Genomic DNA, 17,896 nt, shown 5'->3' with positions numbered 1-17,896 from the left:
GAGTTAAATATACCGAACATTTCTTGCGTTTTGGGGGCTTTTCAGGTATGAATTAGCAGGGCCTTTTGCTTTCTGGGGTTCTCGGTCTTAGAGAGGGAATGTTGTAATGTTAGACGGAAAGCTGCGCCCTGCCCACCCGTTCCTGCTCCTCTTTCTCCTCTTGCCCGGAATTGTGCCGGCCTCGTCTGTCGCGGACGAGGCCAAGGGAATCGCAATTCCCAATCCCGTGATGTTCGTCACCCAGACGCCGTACGCCGGCGACTTCGCGATGGTCAATTCGACGTTCGCCAACCACAAAGGGAACTCCGGTTCCTCCCCGCGCGGCGGGCACCTGTACATCCGCTACCCGGACGGGACACTGCGGAATCTGACCGCCGAACTGGGGTACGGCGTGAACAAGAAGAAGCTGCTCACCGTTCGCGACCCCCACGTGCATTGGGATGGCACGAAGGCACTCTTCAGCATGGTCATAGGCGGCATCACGCAGGACGACTACTCCCCCGTCTATTTCCAGATTTACGAGGTGACCGGCATCGGCCAAGGCGAGACGGCGTCCATCAAGAAGCTGAAGCAGCCCAAGAACTACAACAATGTCGCGCCATGCTATGCAACGGACGACCGGATCGTTTTTACGAGTGACCGGCCGCGGAACGGCGACCGGGACCTGTATCCGCAGTTGGACGAATACGAATCGACGGCGACGGTGTCCGGCCTCTGGATCATGAACGCGGACGGCAGCAATCTGCACATCCTCGATCATGCGCCATCGGGCGACTTCGACCCGTTCGTGGACAGCTTCGGGCGCATCGTCTTCACCCGGTGGGACCATTTGCAGCGGGATCAGCAGGCCGATGCGGATATTTACGCAATCATCAACGGCGGCGATACGTCGTATGACGTGGTGACCTACGAGTCCGAGGAGACAAACCAGAAGCATGACTTGGCCCCCGGCGACGAAGTGTTTCCCGAAGCGCGCGGGACGCACGGGCCCGGCGGCGCGTACAACCCCACGTGGGACGATTTGCAGGACACGGAGAACGGGCATACGTTCAACCACTTCATGCCGTGGGCCATCAACGAAGACGGATCGGACCACGAGACGTTGAACCATATCGGGCGTTTGGAAATGGTCGGCTACATTCCCGCCGCGCGCGACTACCTGCCGGAGGCGTACGCGTTTTCGACGCCGCGCATCACGAACTTCTTCCAGCTCGCCGAGGACCCGACGAAACCCGGGCGGTATTACGGGACGAACGCCCCGGAGTTTTCCACGCACGCCGCGGGGCAGATCGTGCGCCTCGACGCGCCGCGAGGAAAGAACGCGGACGATCTCGCCGTAAAGTACATCACGCACAAGAACACGGCGGGGTACATCGGCGACGGGCAACAGCCGGACGACACGCGCCCGGGTCTGTTTCGCGACCCGATGCCAATGACCGACGGGACGCTGTGGGCCGCGCATAGCTCGAGTCCATACGCGGACGAAGAGACCGTGAACGATCCCGGCTATCCCAACCCGTACACCTACAGCAGCCGCTATGATTTCGCGATTCGCCAACTCGTCAAGGGCGGGCCAAACAAGAGCTTCATCCCCGGCGCGCGGCTAATCCCCGGCGGCATCGCCGGAAAGGTGAAGTACTTCGAGAACAACGGCTACCGCGAGGTGAAGTACGACGGCTTAATGTGGGAACTCCAGCCGGTAGAGGTCGTCGCGCGGACGCGTCCCGAGTCGAACGTGACACCGCTTCCGGATATCGAGGCAGACATCCTCGATGCCGAGCTTGGCGGCGAAGCTGGCGTGCAGGAATTGCGCGACTATCTTGTTGCCAACAATCTTGCGCTGGTCATCGCGCGCGATGTGACCATGCGCGCGGACGAGCAGCAGGACTTCAATCTGAAAGTCGCGGGCAGCGGCCACCAACACGCGGAGACAGGGTCTACGCCGAAAGAAATCAAGTGGCTTCAATTCTTCAGCGGCAAGCAAGTGCGCGGCTATCGCTGGGACGGGCGGCGCGTGCTTGGGCGCGCAATGGGCGATGACCTGAACCCGCCAAATGCGAACGCGCCGGAAGGCGCGGTAAAGATCGCCGACGACGGATCGGCTGCCGCCTTCGTGCCGGCGCAACGCGCCATGGCATGGCAGACCACCGAACCCGACGGCACGGCCGCCGTCCGCGAGCGGCTCTGGGTGACGTTCAAATCGGGCGAAATCCGCGTATGCACGAATTGCCACGGCGTAAATACGACCGACTTGTTTGGTAACCCCCCACCCACCAATTCGCCGCAGGCCTTGGTGGATTTGTTGGATTGGTGGAAATCGCTGAAGTCGGGCGGTGAGTAATCCACTGCCGGAGCGAATAGAGCGAGACTATGCACATTCGCCGGAGCGAGTCTATGGCAGTACACTCAACAAATCTTGCGCGACCAAGGGAAAGAGCGGGCTCGACTGGGTGTCATCGTCGTAGCGGCCGGTGATCGTGTCGTAATGGCTCCAGCCTTCGAGGATGCGGAGGCGGTCCGGATTCGCTAGGGTGTGCTCGCGGATCAGTTTCAGGCGCGGCGTGAAGGGGCGCAGCGGGAGTGTCCGGCCATTGACCACGCGCGTCTTGTAGATGAGTTTGTCTTCCCTGCCGTCGAGCATGAGTTGGCTTTGGAGTGGTACGAAGCCGTCACTCAACAGAAAAGTCCCGAGCGGCGCATGCGATCCGTTCGTTTCGATTTGCGCCATAAGTGCGCTGAGAAGACGCAAGGCCGCATCGTAGTACAGGCCGGTGTTCCCCCCGCCGTAGGCCTGTTCGGCTTGGTCGCGCAACTCGTCGAGATTATTTCCCGGTTCCAGGTAGGCGCCATAAAGAAAGAACTTGTCCATGTTGATCCCGCCTCGATTCTTCGGCGTGATCTCGTCGATGCCGCCGCAGTAATTCGGCAAAAGGTCTGCGGGCTCAAACGTTTCATCGGAGTATCCGGGCAACTCGCGCGCGTCGGTTGCGTTCGCGTCGCGGGCCGAGAGCGTGCGCCACTCGAAGCCGCGCAAGGGAATCCACGCGCGAAACGTCCGCGTCGGGATGCCGCCGATGCCTTGCGCGTCCAAGTTGGCCCAGCCCATGTCCATGTCGCTCTGGCGCTGCGTCGAAAGATAGTTATCGAGCAAAAAGCCGGCGAACACGCCGCGCAACGGTTGCGGGAGAATCTGCCGGGGGAGCGGCCCAAGTTGCGCGAGTGCGTAGCGCACCCATTCCGGCGTGGCGCCGGGCGAACCCGTGTGCGGCGCGCTGAGTGTGACGACGCCAAGGCAGCGTTCGGCCATGTTCGGGAAATTGGCGAGGAAGGCGCGCGCGGTGACGCCCCCTTGGCTGTGCGTAAGCATGCAGAAGGGGCCATTGGGGAGGAGGTAGTTCTCGCCGTCCGTGCCTTCACTGCCGTTTAGTTCGGCGTCGAGGATGAAGCGGTTGAGATATGCCGCGAGGCTTTCGTCGAATCCCGGGTACGCGTCGCTGTAGCCCACCGCGGCGTTGACGCCTTCGTTCGGTGTCAGGTATTTCCAGAGTTGGAATTCTTGGCGGAACTCGGAGGCCTCGTCGCTCTCCGACGCCCAGCGCACGAACACCTCCCAAAAATCGGTGCTCAGCCCGTGAACAAGGATCAACGGCGTCGGCCCGTTGACCTCCGATGCCGCGGTGCGCGTCAGTTTCCAGTTCGCCTTTGCCGCGGGGTCTTCAGAAAGGTGTTGCTGGTCGAATAGGCGCGGTTCGGCGGCAAGAACCGGAGTAACCGACAGAGCCAACGCGATCACAAAACGCATGAGTCCATTCCAAACCTGCACGCCCGATGGCGGGCACGAGAATACCACAGCCAAGGCGGCCCTGGCAGAGTCCACTGAAAATAGCGCGATGACAAAATGTGACGTCACCCTGCATTGCCAGCGTGTTGGTCCATTTCGTCTTTTTGGTCGTTTAGGTCCTATTGGTCCTTTCGACTTCCTGACCTGTTCATTACTCGCTGCCTCACCGTTCGCTACTTCGCGTCACCTCCCAGTGCAACACGCTGGGCTAGAGGTTAGAACAGGAACGTACGGGTATGCGAGTGTCTTTGGCAAATCCAAAAAAGGCCGCGGCCGCTGCACGCGCCATAAACCTGGACGTGAATTCTTAACGGGTTTGGCACGGTATCGCCGCCTTTCTTGCCGTCGGACCAATCGTCCGTTCCACAAGATTTTGCGGGGCATCGTAGAGCCCGGACTCCGCGCCGGGCGGACTTAGACCAGTGTTCCTGTTCGTGCCTTGTTTGAAGCACCCATAAGTTTGAGCGGAGCAAACCACTGGGTTTCCGCCTTGGCTCCCAGTACTGACCCCGATATCGTGCCGCCCCTGATAGCGTTCAACACAAGGTAGGAGCGGACCAAAGGTTCATTCCATGTCGAACACGAAGATCTGACCTCGAGAAGTTTCGCTTGCTCCAATTCCGCCCGAGCCAATCTGCACCCCAGTTCACCGGGGGGTGTCATCCCCGCGGCTACCACAGAATCTGGACTTACGACGATTTCGGCATCGCGCCCCCCTTGAACCGTCAAAAAGCCATACGACACCCCCCTCCTTGTATCGTCAAGAATCCGCGCCACCTTACCGAACCGCTGCCGCACAACTTCGCCCGCGATACCCCTTGTTTCGACAAAAGAATTCCGCACCCCCCCGCCCCAGATTTTCCTCGGACGCCGCTGAAAGCCCAAAAGGTCCTTGTCCTCCGTGGCAGTCGCGTAAGAGGTGCCTGTCCTCCAGAGCGTTAAGCGAAAGAGGATGCAACGCGGTGGGCATGTAAGGTGAAAGCCTCTCGCTCGTTCGCTCGTTCCCAAGCTCCCAGCTTGGGAACGGGTGCGGATACGCTCGGTGGCAAGGAGCTTGGAAACGAGAAAAGCGGATTGAATCGTGCACAGCCACCACGTGCCACGCGACCACAGATGGTCGTCGTAAGTCGTCCCCTTGCTTCCTAACTCCATCGCTATTCGCTACTTCGCTGGTCGCTACCTCGCTCGCCCGAGTGCAACACGATGGCCTTACAGGGTGAAGTCGATCGCTCATGGCAGTCTTCTCGTAGTAGCATCGGATATACTTCACCGTTCGTCGGCGGGGTGCGCGCACAACGGTGGAGATATCGGATGAGGACTATGAAGAAACGGATCGTGCTATTTCTAATTGGGTCGTTCATTGCGTTCGTTGCGCGCGGCAATGAGATTGCGGAACTTGTGAAGGGCGCTCCGGAGGTCCCGCCGGGGTATACGGATTACAAGGAAGTCCAGAAGGCGGTGCTATCGGGACAAGTGAAGCTGATCAAACCGCCCAAGGAATTGCCGGCGTCGATCGCGGTCACGAAGGACATCGAGTACGGCAAAGGCGGCGACAAACCGTTGCTGCTCGATCTGTACGCGCCGAAGGAACTCGCGAAGCCGGTACCCGCGCTTGTCTTCATTCACGGTGGCGGCTGGCAGATGGGCGATAAGAAGGACTACGAGGTCTATTGCATCGATTACGCGGCGAAGGGTTACGTTTGCGTGACGATAAATTACCGCTTGCGGCAGGACGCCCTTTTCCCCGCTGCCGTCGAGGACTGCAAGGCGGCTGTGCGTTGGATGCGCGCGAACGCCGCGAAGTTCGGCGCAGACCCGGAGAAAATAGCGGCAATTGGCGGGTCGGCGGGCGGACATCTCTCGATGATGGTGGGGTATTGCGACGATCCGGCGATGGAAGGCAGTGGCGGCAATCCGGAGCAGAGCAGCAGGGTGCAGGTCGTGGTGAACTTTTATGGTGTGCCCGATCTAACCGGCGAACTGGCGAAAGAAGCGCCCGAGGCGATCAACTTCCTGGGCAAGAAGCAAGACGAAGATTTTGCGCTGTATGCCAAGGCATCGCCCCTGACATTTCTGGACAGGAGCGACCCGCCCACGTTGAGTTTCCACGGCACGATCGACGAATTGGTCCCATTCGTGGAGACCGACCGGCTCCACGCCAATCTAGACGCGTTGGGAATCCCGAATGCGTATGACAAGATCGAGGGGTGGCCCCACACGATGGACGCGGCGGTCGAGATTAACAAGCATTGTCAGTACGTGATCGATCGGTTCCTGGAGAAATATCTGCCGCTGCCGAAGTGAACGGGAACCCGCCGGGCGCGTCGCCGCACTTGCGTGGCGCAACAATCGATTGCGTGGCCCGTGAGCATTTGCGGATGAAACGCGGCGCTATTCGCCGAGATCGTCGGTGTATTTTCTGTATAGGCCGCGGAACTGGTGGTAGGTCAGGCCGAGCAGGTCGGCGGCTTTGCGCTGGTTGAAGCGCGCGCGCTCGAGCGCGGAACGCAGCATCGTCAGTTCCACGTCGCGAATGGCCTCGTCGTACGTTTTCCCCTCGAGCAACGTGTCGAGGGCCGGCGCGGCGGCGGGTTGCGCGACGATCGAAGACGACGATTGCGCCGCAGGTGCAAAGGTCCGTTGTTGTTTCACATTGAACGGCGAACAAAACGGATCGAAAACGATTTCCACGTCGGTGATTATTGCGTCGTCGGAGCGGTAGACCGCGCGTTCGACGACATTCTTCAATTCGCGTACGTTGCCCGGCCAGTCGTGGTTCTCGAGTTTGGCGACGGCGCGATCCGTGAACTGGGGCACATCGCCGCGATTCAACTCATAGGCCATACGCGCCGCGAAATGGTTCGCGAGGAGCATGATGTCCTCCCGGCGCTCGCGCATTGGCGGAATGAAAAGCACCTCAAACGAGAGGCGATCGAGCAGGTCGCGCATGAAGTGGCCGAGTTCGGCCATCTCGGCCAGGTTCATATTCGTTGCGCCGATGATGCGGGCGTCCACCTGAATCGAGCGCGAACTGCCCACGCGCTCGAAACTGCCGTATTCGACCACGCGCAGTATCTTCTCTTGCGTCTCGATGGGGATATTGCCGATTTCATCGAGGAACAGCGTTCCCTGGTTCGCCGCCTCGAAACGGCCCGAGCGGCGGCGGCCCGCGCCGGTGAATGCTCCCTCCTCGTGTCCGAACAGTTCGGACTCGATCAGCGTGGATGCGAGCGCGGCGCAGTTCAGCGCAACGAAGGGTTCCTGCCACCGCGGCGACAGAAAGTGCAAGCGGGACGCGGCCAGTTCCTTGCCGGTGCCGCGTTCCCCGATAAGGAGGACGGGCCTGTCCACGCGGGCCACGCGAGAGAGCTGTTCCTGAAATCCAAGGAATATCTCGGATTGGCCCAGCGCTTCCTGCGGGGCTTGTGTTGCGCGTGAGGCGGGCGGGGGCGTCTCGCGGGGTCCGGCCATAGGGTTCTCCGCCATCGGTTTCGTGACGAAGCCAGAGTTTAGCGATTTTCACCAGAGCAGGTCAAGGGAATTCTAGGTGTAAGCAACGCTAAACCGAATAGTTACAAGCCCTTGTGTAGTCTGGCCGATTCTGGCACGTGGATTGTGTACTGCGGTGTGTCACAAGACGAAACGGGAGCTCGGAACCATGAACCAGTTGACCACGAATCGGGAACGCCGGCGCGCGAAGCGGGTGTCCTGCGCCGCAGCAGTCCGGTACCAGTTGGGCCGTGAAATCGGCGGTCACGCGACGCTCGCGGATGTCGATCACGGAGGAATCGGAGTACTGGTCTCGCACCCGTTGCGGGAAGGCCAGCGCGTGATGCTCGAAGTCGACGAACCGAAACGCGGCGACGGCACGGTGGAACTGAAGGGCCGAGTCGCGTGGTGCGAGAAGTGTGCGGATGGATATCGCGCAGGCATCCGCGTGTATCACGACGAAGGCGACGCGCGCGTGGCGTTGTGCGCGCTGATGTGCGCGGCGCTGAAGCAGCAGGCGGCCGTCGCCGATTTGCGCAACCGGCACTTTATCTATGCGGAGTGGAAGCTTGTCTCGCTCGCCGCAAACGAGGAGCCGCACTGGATTTGGAAGAAGCGCGAGCGCCTTACCGGCGCGATGCGAAACGTGCTGGCGCTGGGTTACTAACGACGCGGCAATCGCCGCGAATGGATGACGAAGGAGGAAACATGGGTATCTTCACACGGGCGCGCGACATTATCAGCTCGAACATCAACGCGATGCTGGACCAAGCCGAGGACCCGGAAAAGATCGTGAACCTGATGGTGCGCGAGATGGAAGACACGCTCATCGAATTGAAGGCGTCGTGCGCGGGCGCGAAGGCCGCGAAACGGCGCATCGAACAAGACCGCGAGGCGGCGGTGAAGCAGGTCGCCGATTGGTCGGCCCGCGCGCAGCGCGCGGTCGACAAGGGCCGCGACGATTTGGCGCGCGAGGCGCTGATCGAGAAGCGCCGTCAGGTGGAGCACGTTGATGCGCTCGATCGCGAGCACGCGCAGTGCTCCGGCGTGATTGACCAGTACAACGAGGATATGAAGCTGCTTGAAGAGAAGTTGAACGCGGCGCGCGAGAAACAGCGCGTGCTGGTGCAGCGGCACATCCACGCGGTGCACAAGCGCCGCGCACAGGGTGACATTCGACGCATGGAAACGTCGGACGTGTTCGCACGGTTCGACGACGTCGAGTATCGCATCGAGCGGCTGGAAGCGGAGGCGGACCTTGCGGGACCACCGCCGTTGCCGGGTCTGAGCGAGGCGATCGACGCGCTTGATGACGACGACGAAATCGAACAGGAACTGCGCAAGCTCAAGGGCGCCTCGGTACGGTAGGGGCAAGAGACTACGGGCAAGACTGATGGTCTGTTTGTGGGCCAAAGCAGAGCTTTTCAAGAGTGCGTTCCCAACTGGAAAGTCGGGAACGAGGCGGACCGAACAATGACGACGGCCCAACGGCCGCGCGTGGGACGAAAGGAAGGAACGACGATGGGATATTCATACGGGTACGGACGTACGGGCTTATACCGTTCGCGCGACGGCGTGTTCTTCGGCGTGTGCCGCGGCATCGCGGAATACTTTGACATATCGGTGTTCTGGACGCGCGTGATCGTGGTCGTCACGTTCGTGCTGACTGGTTTTTTCCCGATTGTGCTGCTGTACATTCTGGCAGCGCTGTTGATGAAACCCGAACCGCGTTGCAGGTATTAACTGGACAGAACATGGTGGAACCGGGCGAGATTGGCTGAACGCCGAACCTCGATTGCCAGGACGATCAAGATCGCGACTCGAAGGCGGCTGGCCTTCGTCATACGATAGAAACCTCAAGCCCCTCAATGGGAAGTTGACACACCCTACTTCCCCTTCCCCTCGCGGTGCGGCGCCCCTCCGCACCGCGAGCACCTCTTTTTTCGATGCGTGTTTGCCGCGCCGGTACCACAGGCGAAGGCGAATCGAAGGCGGCGATGCCTAACGCCAGAATCCGATGCAGTGCGCGGGAAGGACTGGCATTACACTCCCGAATGTTTCCGCGCCCGCGCGGGTGGCGGGAAAATAGTTGGACGAGTTGTAGTGGCTGTACTTTATGAACTCGACGTGGCCATCGAAATGCAAGACGTTTATGCCGGCCGGAGTATGGGAAAACTCGTCTTCGCCGAGCGGTACGCGGTCCCAGACAACGGGGATTCCGCTGTAACCTGGCGAGCCGGTGATGCGCGTCGAATCCGGCCAGACGGGGACCAACACCTCCAGGATGTTTCCCGCTATTACGGAATGCGGGGCGATCATGTATGCGTCGAATAACCCCTTTGCTTGCTCATCGGAGAAGATTGCGTACCCCGTGTAGATATAGAAAAGCGAGGAGACGCATTCCGGGTCCATCGATCTGCTGCCGGTCTGGCGCGCCGAATCAAAGAGGCCGGGCTTTGAAAACGGACTTTGTGGGCAGACGAGGACGTTTAGATCGGCCAAGTACTCGGGATAGACTAATCGGAGATCGAACATCCAATTGTCGATGATTGGGCTCAGCGGGGGCAGAAATTCACCGCGACTTTCGGATGCATACATCCTGAGGACAATCCCGATCTGTTTCAGATTGTTCTGGCAACTGGCTCGACGTGATGCCTCGCGTGCGCGGGAGAACATTGGAAGACAAATCAGGATCGTGGCGAACACAACAACGAGGATGGCGGCGAGTTCCACGATTCGAGTCTTCGACCCAGGGATTCGCGCTCGCATGATCACGCCGCCTCCGCCGAGTACGGCTTTGGCGCACTCACGCGCCGCAACGAGGCCGAGAGAAGCGCCAACGCAAATCCGCAAAACGCCGCGGCCGCGCATGCGCTAACGGTCGCACCCGCAAACGCAACCGCACACGTCACCAGGGTAATGCAGGCGGCGAGTGCAACATGACGTCCTCTACTCCAGATTCTTCGCGTGAACCGCGCTACGACGAAGCGGCCCGCTAGCGCGCCGCCGAGAAGTGCAGCGGCGAGCGCAGTGTATCGAATGGATGAAACGATCGATCGCGGAACGGTGGTGAGCGTGAGCGTCAACGGCCTTCCCTGCGCGGCGAGGATGGCGCCGAAACGGTAGGGTATCCCGTCTTTGGGCAAATTGACGGGAACCGGAAGCACGCCGGAGATCGCGGACGCAGCCTTGGATGAACCGGCTTCTTGCGGCGTCAACATATCTCCCGAATAGCGCGGGGAGCCGGCTTGTGCCTGAGACGCAGGGCCGTTGATATCGGTGATGTAAAACCGTTCGACTCCCTCTCGCAGCCGGTATAGCGTCTCCTGCCGCGTCACCGACGTTGGTTGCGGACCAGTACGTTGCATTACGATCGTGCCCGGAAGCGGCGAACTAGACGGATGGACATCGCCCGCGCTAGAGAACAGGGTCCTCCGCTCGGGCAGTAATACCTCCCAATCGACCGTACTCGCCAAAATGTCCGTTGCGGGCGCGGTGAGGTCCGTTGCGCACCACAGCCCCTTCGGCTCGGCGATTCGTTGCATATACAGCAGTTGGACCGGGAAACTTCCGAGGCGCCGGTCTACCTCGACCGATTTCGATAATGGGATGAGGACCTCGCCCGTCGCCGCATCGCGCGCAGGTTTTACGACGCGGTCGCCGACCATGGCCGACCAAATCTCGGCGCTCTTGCCGACATTCAAGCGCAAGAATTGCCGCACGCTGTTACGAACGTCGTACGAGGCCCGGGTAACAGCCATGCCGTCAGCGGTGACAAGCGTGGTCAGGCTTGCGAAATCAATGCTCGAGTCGGGAACTGCGACGTCCTCGAGCCGTCTCACATCTACAGCGAGTAGGCGTTCGCCCTCACCGTAGCGGAACGCTAGCAAGAGCGGCGTCGCTGACATGGATCGCAATTCCGCCGGCAGTTCCGCCGTGTCGAGCCGAGTCAGTCCTTCGATAGTTGCTGCCGGATTCACTTCGACGTTGCCGCGTGCGGAAACGCCGACGTAACCAGACTCGCGCACAACACCAGGCACATTCGGGAGCGGGATGTTCGCCAATTCTCCGTCAAATGGGCGCTCGTAGGCGAGGGTCACGTTGTAGCTGTCGTTTACGCGGTGGTTGGTCTTGATCTCGATCCGTTGTTTGGATTCCTCATCTTGGCGCGACCACGCGAGACCTTGTCCTGCGACTTCGAGCACGTTCACTTCGGCTGGGAGCAGTACGGAAAACGTGTCGGTGTCCCCGCGTAATATCCGATAGCGAAGTTGCACCGTGCTGGTGACATAGGATTCAGTCAGCGCAGCCAGCGTCCACGATGTGCAAGCGATTCGCGGCTCGACTGCCGGCGGGGCAACCGGCAACTTCGCAGGCAGTGTCCAACTTACGGCGAGCTTTTGCGATTTTGGGAAGGCCAAATCCGCCTGGACACCGGTCTCCGTTTGCGTTACCTCCGTGACGCTCGCCGCAGGCGCGTGGACCTTTGCGTCCTTCGCGGGGATGCGCAGGGTCATGCGCGTCATGGCGCTTTCCCGGCATGGAAATTCAAACGAGACGACGCCCTGATTCTCCGTGGCTGCTACGTAGAACGTCATGTTCACGTCATGTTCGCCCGCGCCTTGTTTTAGCAGCGTTAATTGACCATTGTCGTCTGGCGTAAGGCTGGCGGGCGCGTTGTCAAGCGTGAGGCCGGTTACCGCGACTGTGTCGCCGACGAGCGGAATGCGCACCCATTCCGACGGCTCCCAGATTTGCAGATGAAAGGTTGCGGTGATCTTTACTGATGCACTATCTTCGCGGGCTTCCGCGAGGTAGGTTGCTTCCACAAGCGACCACTGGGCGGGCGGTTTAGGCGGAGGCGGGGTGACCTTTTCCTTTGCGGCACTTAGCGCTTCCCACATTACGCGGAAGTCGGCCCAGGGTATCTGCATCTGCGCCTGGGACAGCGACGGTAACGCAGCTATGTTGTCTGCGTGCGCGGGAAACCCCAGAAAAGTCACAAGGAGCACAATGGCTTGAACGTGTCTCATGGGCGGCCCTCCATGCGTTTATTCGGCGGGCCGTTATGTCCGCCGGCAATTGTCAGTACGCCGGCGGAGTGGGAAGGTTCATTTCAGGAGGGATGGAATATCCGGGTGATCCATTTCAAACGCTACATGTCCGTCGAGATATAGGATACTTCCGCCCGATGGACGTGCACGGGGTGACGTGTCAAAAACAACGGGGAGCAGGGACTGATATTCGCTCGAAGATGCCGGGTTGTTGATGTCTGTTATGAAGAACCTCTCGATGCCATCCTTCAACCGATAGAATGTTTTTCCGCCCACGTGGATGTCGCCATCGAGTTGTGCGGCGTCGAGGCCTCGGCGCGCTTCGGCGAGGGGCTTGAGTTCGGACGCGTCCTGGATTGCCCATGCCGTATATGTGTAGCTCCTTGCCGCGATTCGGGTGATACGTTCCCAATCGACCGGCTTCTTTGCAGCAAGTTCGTTTAGCTCCTCGGTTAGTTTCTCGGCTTCCGGCAATTCCGGGTTCACCAAGACCGCGAGGTCGGTCAAGTACTCCGGGTACACGGACCGAATGTCGAACATCCACACATCGGGATAGGGCGCGATGGGCGGATACTTCTCGCCTTTGGATTCGTCCGCGTACATCTTGAAGACTATTCCCAGTTGTTTGAGATTGTTTTGATTGCTGGCACGGCGCGATGCTTCTCGGGCCCGTGAAAACAAGGGCAACACAACGGAGACCACTACGCAAACCACCACGGCACTAGCCAGGACTGGAACCCACGGAAACCCGCTCCGACGATTCACACGCCTGACCTCAACGTCCGCTTCGATAGCGCGCCGGACGGCGGATGCGGCTAAGTCGGGCGGCGGCGATTCTGCCGATACCGACTGCAGCGCAGCGATCGCTTTCCGCTGCGATTCCAGCGTTTCGCGCCATTCATCTGAATGTTCGACCAGGCGCTCCACGTCCGCATGGTCCGCCGCGGAGAGCGTGCCCAGAATGTAACCGCGAACCAGGCGTGTGCGTTCCACGTCACGGGGATTCATGGCAGTATGTCCCGCAGCTCACCAAGCAAGTAGGTGACGGCTTTGTTCATGCGCGATTTCACGGTGCCCACGGGGATGAACAAGGCGCGGGCAATCTCGTTGTATGGCATTTCTTGGTAGCGAGCCATGAGAAACACTGTCCTTTGCTTGATGGGCAGCTTTTCGATTGCCGCTTTCAGCCGTTGCTCCAATTCGTTGGCGCGCGCCAGCGCATCCGGTGCGGGATTGCCGTTCGCAATAGTATTCGCCACGGGCCACGAGTCGCTTGCTTCTGCCGTGGAAGATTCCAAGGATGTCAGCCTCCGACGCTTGCGAGTCCGCAGCCGATCCCGGCACAAGTTGGTGGCGATACGGTATATCCAGGGGCGTACAGGCGCACCGGGACGGTACCGCGCGCGATGTTGAAACACTCGTAGGAATGTCTCCTGAAACACGTCCTCCGCCTCGATGCGATCGCCGAGCATGCGGCACGCGTAGTTAAAGAGCGGCGACTCGTACCGGCGCACGAGCTGCTCGAACGCTTCCGTCGAATCGTCGCAGACCGCCGCCATCAGCGCCTCGTCGCTTTCGGTTAGACTACTGTCCTGCGAAGAATACGTCATAGGCGTCTGGGTGGTTCAGTCCGGACTTCACTGGTTCGAGAGACTGATAGCCACAGAAGTTTCAGAACCCGTACGGGTGGTGATCACCGACAAGACGCGCTTTTCTTTCTTGTAGATCAGCGACACCATCTCACCCTGCTTGACGGATGCGTCTTCGGTCCAACCGTTCTTTGCGGCCTGATCTTTGTAGAACGATTCTACTTTGGCTGCGGAATCGGTTGTCGTACCCTGAAGCGCTGCGCCTTCGGGGGTTGAAAAGGCCGTCACGAGTTTCACCCCGGCGTAGACCGGCACGTCGGATGGCCAGTTGTCCGGGACCTTCGTCCCTTCACCAATGCTCATCGTCCCCTCGCTCGTCGTTACTTTCATAGAATCTGAATCGATTGAGACATCGGCCTTTTGGCCCTGGGCCGCCATCGCGGACTCGACGACTTTTTCCGCGGCACTCTCCGAAGCGCTCTTCCCACATCCGACCGTTGCCAGCGCCAGTAGAGCGGTCATACACAGCGAAAAGCGGAACCGTTGCATAGCAATTCTCCCTCTGATTGTCCCCACGTTTTGTCGCGGTGAAACCGTCCGTTTCTCGGACGCGCGACAGTCAAGGAGCTACGTCCAAACCACGTATTCAATTGTAACCGAACCTCGATTCCTTGCGGACACCAGCGGGACGCGCGGGCGCGGGCCGCTTTTACTTAGGTGTTGACCTAAGTATCATTTTCTGTTACAGTCTGTCGCATGTCCGCCGAACTGAAATCGGTCGATTCGGTCTTTCGCGCCCTGTCCGACCCGACGCGGCGGCGCGTGCTGGAACGGCTGAGCAGGGGCGCTGCATCGGTGAGCGAGTTGGCGGGGCCGTTCGACATGGCACTGCCATCGTTCGTGCAGCATTTGCGGCTGCTGGAAGATACCGGCCTGGTGCAATCCACGAAGAAGGGCCGTGTGCGGACGTATCGGCTCGCGCCGAAACGTTTGAAGATCGCGGAAGACTGGCTGATGCGGCAGCGTTCGCTGTGGGAGCGCCGTTTGGATCAGCTTGACGAGTATCTCTTGAAATTGAAGGAGCAACAGCTATGAGCCTCTCCCCCATTTACACGTTTGATCCAAAACTTGACCTGAAGCTTGAGCGGGTAATCGACGTGCCGCGCGAACTCGTGTGGAAAGCGTGGACCGAGCCGGAGCACGTGAAGGTGTGGTTCTGTCCGAAGCCGTGGTATGTGTCGGAGTGCGAGATTGACCTGCGGCAGGGCGGCAGGTTCTGGACGATTATGAATGGGCCGGAGGGGCAGTCGTTCCCGAACGAAGGATGTTACCTTGAAATCGTGCCTAACGAACGGCTCGTGTGGACAGATGCGCTGTTGCCTGGGTACCGACCCGCCGAGAAACCGTTCATGACGGCGATCCTCGAGCTTGAGCCAAGTGGCAACGGCACGCGCTACGTGGCGACGGCGCTGCACCGCGACGAGACTTCGCGCAAGCAGCACGAGGACATGGGATTCGCGGAAGGCTGGGGAAAGGCGCTGGACCAGTTGGTCGCGCACGTGAAGACGATGTGATCGTTCCCCGCGCCAAGTATACTATATGTGATTAAGGACTTGGTTTGTCGGGTACCGGTGGAATTCAATTCGTAACGGCGGACAAGGGCTAAAACGTTGGGGTAATCGTACCGATTGAGCTTTGGCGCAAAATCGAGTCGGAACGCGAAGCCGCGTATTGACGGTCCAGCCCGGCGATGAAACGCAGGCTGCTCGATGCGAAGAAATGAACAAGGGGAATTCCGCAAAAAGTCGATCGTGAAACGTTAGAAGTCGATCGTGCCCCCAATGGAGTCTCGCGGAAGCAGAATTTGCTACGGAGGAGAAGGAAATGAAATCGGTCGAGCAAATTCAACAGCAGTTGAGCGAATTGCCGTTGGAAAAGCAGAATGAAGTACTCGACTTTATCTCATTTCTGCGACATCAAGCGACGACCGAACAACTTGTGCCCGGGAAGCGTACGCTCCATCAACACCCTGCCTTCGGATCCTGGCGTGGACGCAACATTGATTCGCTGAAATATCAAGAAGTCCTCCGCTCCGAGTGGGAACGGGCATGATAGCGGTCTTTGATACAAACATAGTGATTGATGCACTGAACGGGTCGCCGTCAGCCGATGCGGAGTACGATCGCTATGAACGAGTACTTGTCAGCCGAATCACCTGGATGGAGGTCCTGGCCGGGGCGCAGGGCGACGATTCCCAATTGCGCGACTTCCTCGAAACCCTTTTTGCAGTCATTCCACTCGATCTCGCGGTCGCCGAAACGGCGGTACAATTGCGCCGCAGGTATCACGTGCGATTGCCCGACGCCATTATCTGGGCGACGGCGAAAACACAAAACGCAGTGTTGGTCTCTCGCAATACTAAGGACTTCAAAGAAGAATGGGGCGGCATACGCGTCCCTTACAATGTGTAGTTCGTGTTGCGGGCGATCATCTCACTTGTCGTGCGCGGCGAGTCGTTCGACGGCGCGAACGGCGGACACAACGCAGTCATTGAGCCCGACGCCACGGTAGGCGTTGCCGGCGAAGTAGAGACCGGGGTGGCGTTGTTCCGCTGCGTCGATGGCGTCAAGGTTTTCGGCATGGTTGAGCAAGTACTGCGGAATCCCGGGCGCGTGGCGGAATATGCGGACAAGTTGAGGCGCGCCGGAGACCTGCATAAGCGGGTGAATCTCGCGCTGGACGATGGCAAGCAACTCGGCGTCGGATAGCCGCACGGCGTCCGGATCGGTTGCGCCGCCGATCATCGTGCGGAGCAGTACGCCGCCGCTCGGCGCTTCGTGAGGGAAGATCGAAGAAGTCCATAGACAACCGAGTGCGCGTTTGCCTTCGCTGCGCGGGACAAGGAACCCGAAGCCGTCAACATCGCGCGCTACTTGGTCTCCCGAGTACCCGGTACATACGACCACAATATCCGCGTAGGGAATGTTTGTAAGCGTATTGCAGAGGTCCGGATCGAGATTGGCCAGCGCAACTGCGGCCGCGTGGGTTGGCATGGCGACCACGATGTAACGCGCGTTCACTGTGTCGCCGGCGGATGTCTCGATGGAGTATTCGCCGTTCTCGCGCGTGACTCGTTTCGCGCCGTTACCGTAAAGCATGCGCGGCCCGATTTGTTCGGCGACGTGACGAGGAAGAAATCCGATACCCTCGCGAAACGTCGTCAGCACGCCTCCCGGTCCCATTGCGCTGGCGCTCTTATTGATGCGGCGTTTGCTCATCAAGGCTTTGAAGAGCGTGCCGTACTCGCGCTCCATCGCGGCCATACGGGGAAAGCAGTGCTCGAGCGAGAGAAGTTTGGCGTCACCACCAAACACTCCGCTCACCATGCACGAGACGAGGGTGTCCGCTGCCTCTGGTCCGATGCGGCGCGCGGCGAAGTTCCAGATGGTCTCGGGCGAGATATCGGTTTTCTGCGCGACAAACGGTTCGCATAGCAGCCGTAGGCGGCCGCGCACGGATAGCAGCGGACTGAACAAGAATGCCGGCGGCGGCTTGATTTCGACGAGTTGACCATTCTTCAGAATTAACCGTTTTGCCGCGGCCTCGTTCGCTCGGACCAATTCGCCGGTGAGGCCGAGATCGTCGACCCACTTCAAGGTGAGCGGTTCGCGATCGAGAAACCCGTTGGGGCCCCAGTCGAGACGAAAGCCGTCGACGGCGTCGGTGCGTGTGGTGCCGCCGGCGGTGTCGGAGGATTCGAGCACGAGCACCGATTCCCGGCCGAGCAGTTCGCACAAGTAGTGCGCGGCGCACATGCCTGTCACGCCGCCGCCAAGAACCGCCACTTTGGTTTCGTACGTCATCGAATCCTCATAACGCGCACCCCAGTATAACGATTTGTGCAACAGCGACGCGATTGCCGC

At 59.8% G+C, this 17,896-nt stretch carries 17 protein-coding genes; 9 read left to right on the top strand and 8 right to left on the bottom strand.

The window, feature by feature from the left end; genetic code table 11:
* The first annotated feature begins 106 nt into the window (after window positions 1–106).
* Window positions 107–2,341 (top strand): hypothetical protein, encoded by a 2,235-nt coding sequence (locus HUU46_04515; GenBank protein NUM52889.1) that lies wholly within the window; start codon window positions 107–109, stop codon window positions 2,339–2,341.
* 51 nt (window positions 2,342–2,392) lie between these two features.
* Here HUU46_04515 and HUU46_04510 read toward each other — a convergent pair whose 3' ends face one another.
* Window positions 2,393–3,802, bottom strand: a complete 1,410-nt coding sequence (locus HUU46_04510; GenBank protein NUM52888.1) for a hypothetical protein — start codon at window positions 3,800–3,802, stop codon at window positions 2,393–2,395.
* A gap of 1,359 nt (window positions 3,803–5,161) precedes the next feature.
* Between HUU46_04510 and HUU46_04505 the strand changes: the two genes are divergently transcribed.
* Entirely contained in the window at window positions 5,162–6,145 is a 984-nt protein-coding gene (locus tag HUU46_04505; protein NUM52887.1) for an alpha/beta hydrolase, read from the top strand.
* 87 nt (window positions 6,146–6,232) lie between these two features.
* On the opposite strand, the gene pspF is transcribed toward HUU46_04505, so the two are convergent.
* Window positions 6,233–7,312 (bottom strand): phage shock protein operon transcriptional activator, encoded by a 1,080-nt coding sequence (pspF, locus tag HUU46_04500; GenBank protein NUM52886.1) that lies wholly within the window; start codon window positions 7,310–7,312, stop codon window positions 6,233–6,235.
* 187 nt (window positions 7,313–7,499) lie between these two features.
* Here pspF and HUU46_04495 point away from each other — a divergent pair, with 187 nt between their 5' ends.
* From HUU46_04495 to HUU46_04485, 3 genes are all read left to right on the top strand, one after another.
* Window positions 7,500–7,997, top strand: coding sequence for a PilZ domain-containing protein (locus HUU46_04495; protein ID NUM52885.1), 498 nt, complete (start codon window positions 7,500–7,502; stop codon window positions 7,995–7,997).
* 41 nt (window positions 7,998–8,038) lie between these two features.
* Entirely contained in the window at window positions 8,039–8,698 is a 660-nt protein-coding gene (locus HUU46_04490) for a PspA/IM30 family protein (protein ID NUM52884.1), read from the top strand.
* Window positions 8,699–8,803: 105 nt separating this feature from the next.
* A complete protein-coding gene (locus tag HUU46_04485; protein NUM52883.1) occupies window positions 8,804–9,073 on the top strand; it encodes a PspC domain-containing protein in 270 nt (89 codons plus the stop codon).
* 258 nt (window positions 9,074–9,331) lie between these two features.
* Here the strand turns inward: HUU46_04485 and HUU46_04480 are convergent, their stop codons facing one another.
* The 5 genes from HUU46_04480 to HUU46_04460 form a co-directional block, all read right to left on the bottom strand.
* Window positions 9,332–10,099: a DUF1559 domain-containing protein gene (locus HUU46_04480; protein NUM52882.1), complete on the bottom strand. Its 768-nt coding sequence runs from the start codon at window positions 10,097–10,099 to the stop codon at window positions 9,332–9,334.
* A gap of 2 nt (window positions 10,100–10,101) precedes the next feature.
* Window positions 10,102–12,363 carry a hypothetical protein gene (locus tag HUU46_04475; GenBank protein ID NUM52881.1) on the bottom strand — a complete coding sequence of 754 codons (2,262 nt, stop codon included), beginning with the start codon at window positions 12,361–12,363 and terminating at the stop codon, window positions 10,102–10,104.
* Window positions 12,364–12,441: 78 nt separating this feature from the next.
* Window positions 12,442–13,392: a DUF1559 domain-containing protein gene (locus HUU46_04470; GenBank protein ID NUM52880.1), complete on the bottom strand. Its 951-nt coding sequence runs from the start codon at window positions 13,390–13,392 to the stop codon at window positions 12,442–12,444.
* Window positions 13,389–13,994, bottom strand: a complete 606-nt coding sequence (locus tag HUU46_04465; GenBank protein ID NUM52879.1) for a sigma-70 family RNA polymerase sigma factor — start codon at window positions 13,992–13,994, stop codon at window positions 13,389–13,391. The genes HUU46_04470 and HUU46_04465 overlap by 4 nt, the downstream gene beginning before the upstream one ends.
* 27 nt (window positions 13,995–14,021) lie before the next feature.
* Window positions 14,022–14,522 carry a hypothetical protein gene (locus HUU46_04460; protein NUM52878.1) on the bottom strand — a complete coding sequence of 167 codons (501 nt, stop codon included), beginning with the start codon at window positions 14,520–14,522 and terminating at the stop codon, window positions 14,022–14,024.
* A 207-nt stretch (window positions 14,523–14,729) separates the two neighbouring features.
* Here HUU46_04460 and HUU46_04455 point away from each other — a divergent pair, with 207 nt between their 5' ends.
* The 4 genes from HUU46_04455 to HUU46_04440 all read left to right on the top strand — a co-directional run bounded on the left by HUU46_04455 (window position 14,730) and on the right by HUU46_04440 (window position 16,444).
* Window positions 14,730–15,068, top strand: coding sequence for a winged helix-turn-helix transcriptional regulator (locus tag HUU46_04455; GenBank protein NUM52877.1), 339 nt, complete (start codon window positions 14,730–14,732; stop codon window positions 15,066–15,068).
* Complete coding sequence (locus tag HUU46_04450) at window positions 15,065–15,547, top strand: SRPBCC family protein (protein ID NUM52876.1); 483 nt, start codon at window positions 15,065–15,067, stop codon at window positions 15,545–15,547. The genes HUU46_04455 and HUU46_04450 overlap by 4 nt, the downstream gene beginning before the upstream one ends.
* Before the next feature lie 310 nt (window positions 15,548–15,857).
* Window positions 15,858–16,085, top strand: coding sequence for a DUF2281 domain-containing protein (locus HUU46_04445; protein ID NUM52875.1), 228 nt, complete (start codon window positions 15,858–15,860; stop codon window positions 16,083–16,085).
* Window positions 16,082–16,444 (top strand): type II toxin-antitoxin system VapC family toxin, encoded by a 363-nt coding sequence (locus HUU46_04440; protein ID NUM52874.1) that lies wholly within the window; start codon window positions 16,082–16,084, stop codon window positions 16,442–16,444. The genes HUU46_04445 and HUU46_04440 overlap by 4 nt, the downstream gene beginning before the upstream one ends.
* A gap of 21 nt (window positions 16,445–16,465) precedes the next feature.
* Here HUU46_04440 and hemG read toward each other — a convergent pair whose 3' ends face one another.
* The gene (gene hemG / locus HUU46_04435; protein NUM52873.1) at window positions 16,466–17,836 is read right to left on the bottom strand and encodes a protoporphyrinogen oxidase; all 1,371 of its coding nucleotides are present in this window, start codon (window positions 17,834–17,836) and stop codon (window positions 16,466–16,468) included.
* Window positions 17,837–17,896: the final 60 nt, after the last annotated feature.

It is taken from the genome of Candidatus Hydrogenedentota bacterium, from assembly GCA_013359265.1.
Classification (GTDB): domain Bacteria; phylum Hydrogenedentota; class Hydrogenedentia; order Hydrogenedentales; family SLHB01; genus JABWCD01.
Note: the sequence above shows the minus strand (reverse complement) of the source record. Positions and strands in the feature narration are given on the sequence as shown.

Excerpts from the sequence above, each read along its gene's own strand:
- HUU46_04475 (NUM52881.1), bottom strand. The coding sequence starts at position 12,363 with ATGAGACACGTTCAAGCCATTGTGCTCCTTGTGACTTTTCTGGGGTTT.
- HUU46_04515 (NUM52889.1), top strand. The coding sequence starts at position 107 with ATGTTAGACGGAAAGCTGCGCCCTGCCCACCCGTTCCTGCTCCTCTTT.
- HUU46_04480 (NUM52882.1), bottom strand. The coding sequence starts at position 10,099 with ATGCGAGCGCGAATCCCTGGGTCGAAGACTCGAATCGTGGAACTCGCC.
- hemG (NUM52873.1), bottom strand. The coding sequence starts at position 17,836 with ATGACGTACGAAACCAAAGTGGCGGTTCTTGGCGGCGGCGTGACAGGC.
- HUU46_04495 (NUM52885.1), top strand. The coding sequence starts at position 7,500 with ATGAACCAGTTGACCACGAATCGGGAACGCCGGCGCGCGAAGCGGGTG.
- HUU46_04450 (NUM52876.1), top strand. The coding sequence starts at position 15,065 with ATGAGCCTCTCCCCCATTTACACGTTTGATCCAAAACTTGACCTGAAG.
- HUU46_04470 (NUM52880.1), bottom strand. The coding sequence starts at position 13,392 with ATGAATCCCCGTGACGTGGAACGCACACGCCTGGTTCGCGGTTACATT.
- HUU46_04465 (NUM52879.1), bottom strand. The coding sequence starts at position 13,994 with ATGACGTATTCTTCGCAGGACAGTAGTCTAACCGAAAGCGACGAGGCG.
- HUU46_04455 (NUM52877.1), top strand. The coding sequence starts at position 14,730 with ATGTCCGCCGAACTGAAATCGGTCGATTCGGTCTTTCGCGCCCTGTCC.
- HUU46_04440 (NUM52874.1), top strand. The coding sequence starts at position 16,082 with ATGATAGCGGTCTTTGATACAAACATAGTGATTGATGCACTGAACGGG.
- HUU46_04490 (NUM52884.1), top strand. The coding sequence starts at position 8,039 with ATGGGTATCTTCACACGGGCGCGCGACATTATCAGCTCGAACATCAAC.
- HUU46_04510 (NUM52888.1), bottom strand. The coding sequence starts at position 3,802 with ATGCGTTTTGTGATCGCGTTGGCTCTGTCGGTTACTCCGGTTCTTGCC.
- HUU46_04485 (NUM52883.1), top strand. The coding sequence starts at position 8,804 with ATGACGACGGCCCAACGGCCGCGCGTGGGACGAAAGGAAGGAACGACG.
- HUU46_04445 (NUM52875.1), top strand. The coding sequence starts at position 15,858 with ATGAAATCGGTCGAGCAAATTCAACAGCAGTTGAGCGAATTGCCGTTG.
- HUU46_04505 (NUM52887.1), top strand. The coding sequence starts at position 5,162 with ATGAAGAAACGGATCGTGCTATTTCTAATTGGGTCGTTCATTGCGTTC.
- pspF (NUM52886.1), bottom strand. The coding sequence starts at position 7,312 with ATGGCCGGACCCCGCGAGACGCCCCCGCCCGCCTCACGCGCAACACAA.
- HUU46_04460 (NUM52878.1), bottom strand. The coding sequence starts at position 14,522 with ATGCAACGGTTCCGCTTTTCGCTGTGTATGACCGCTCTACTGGCGCTG.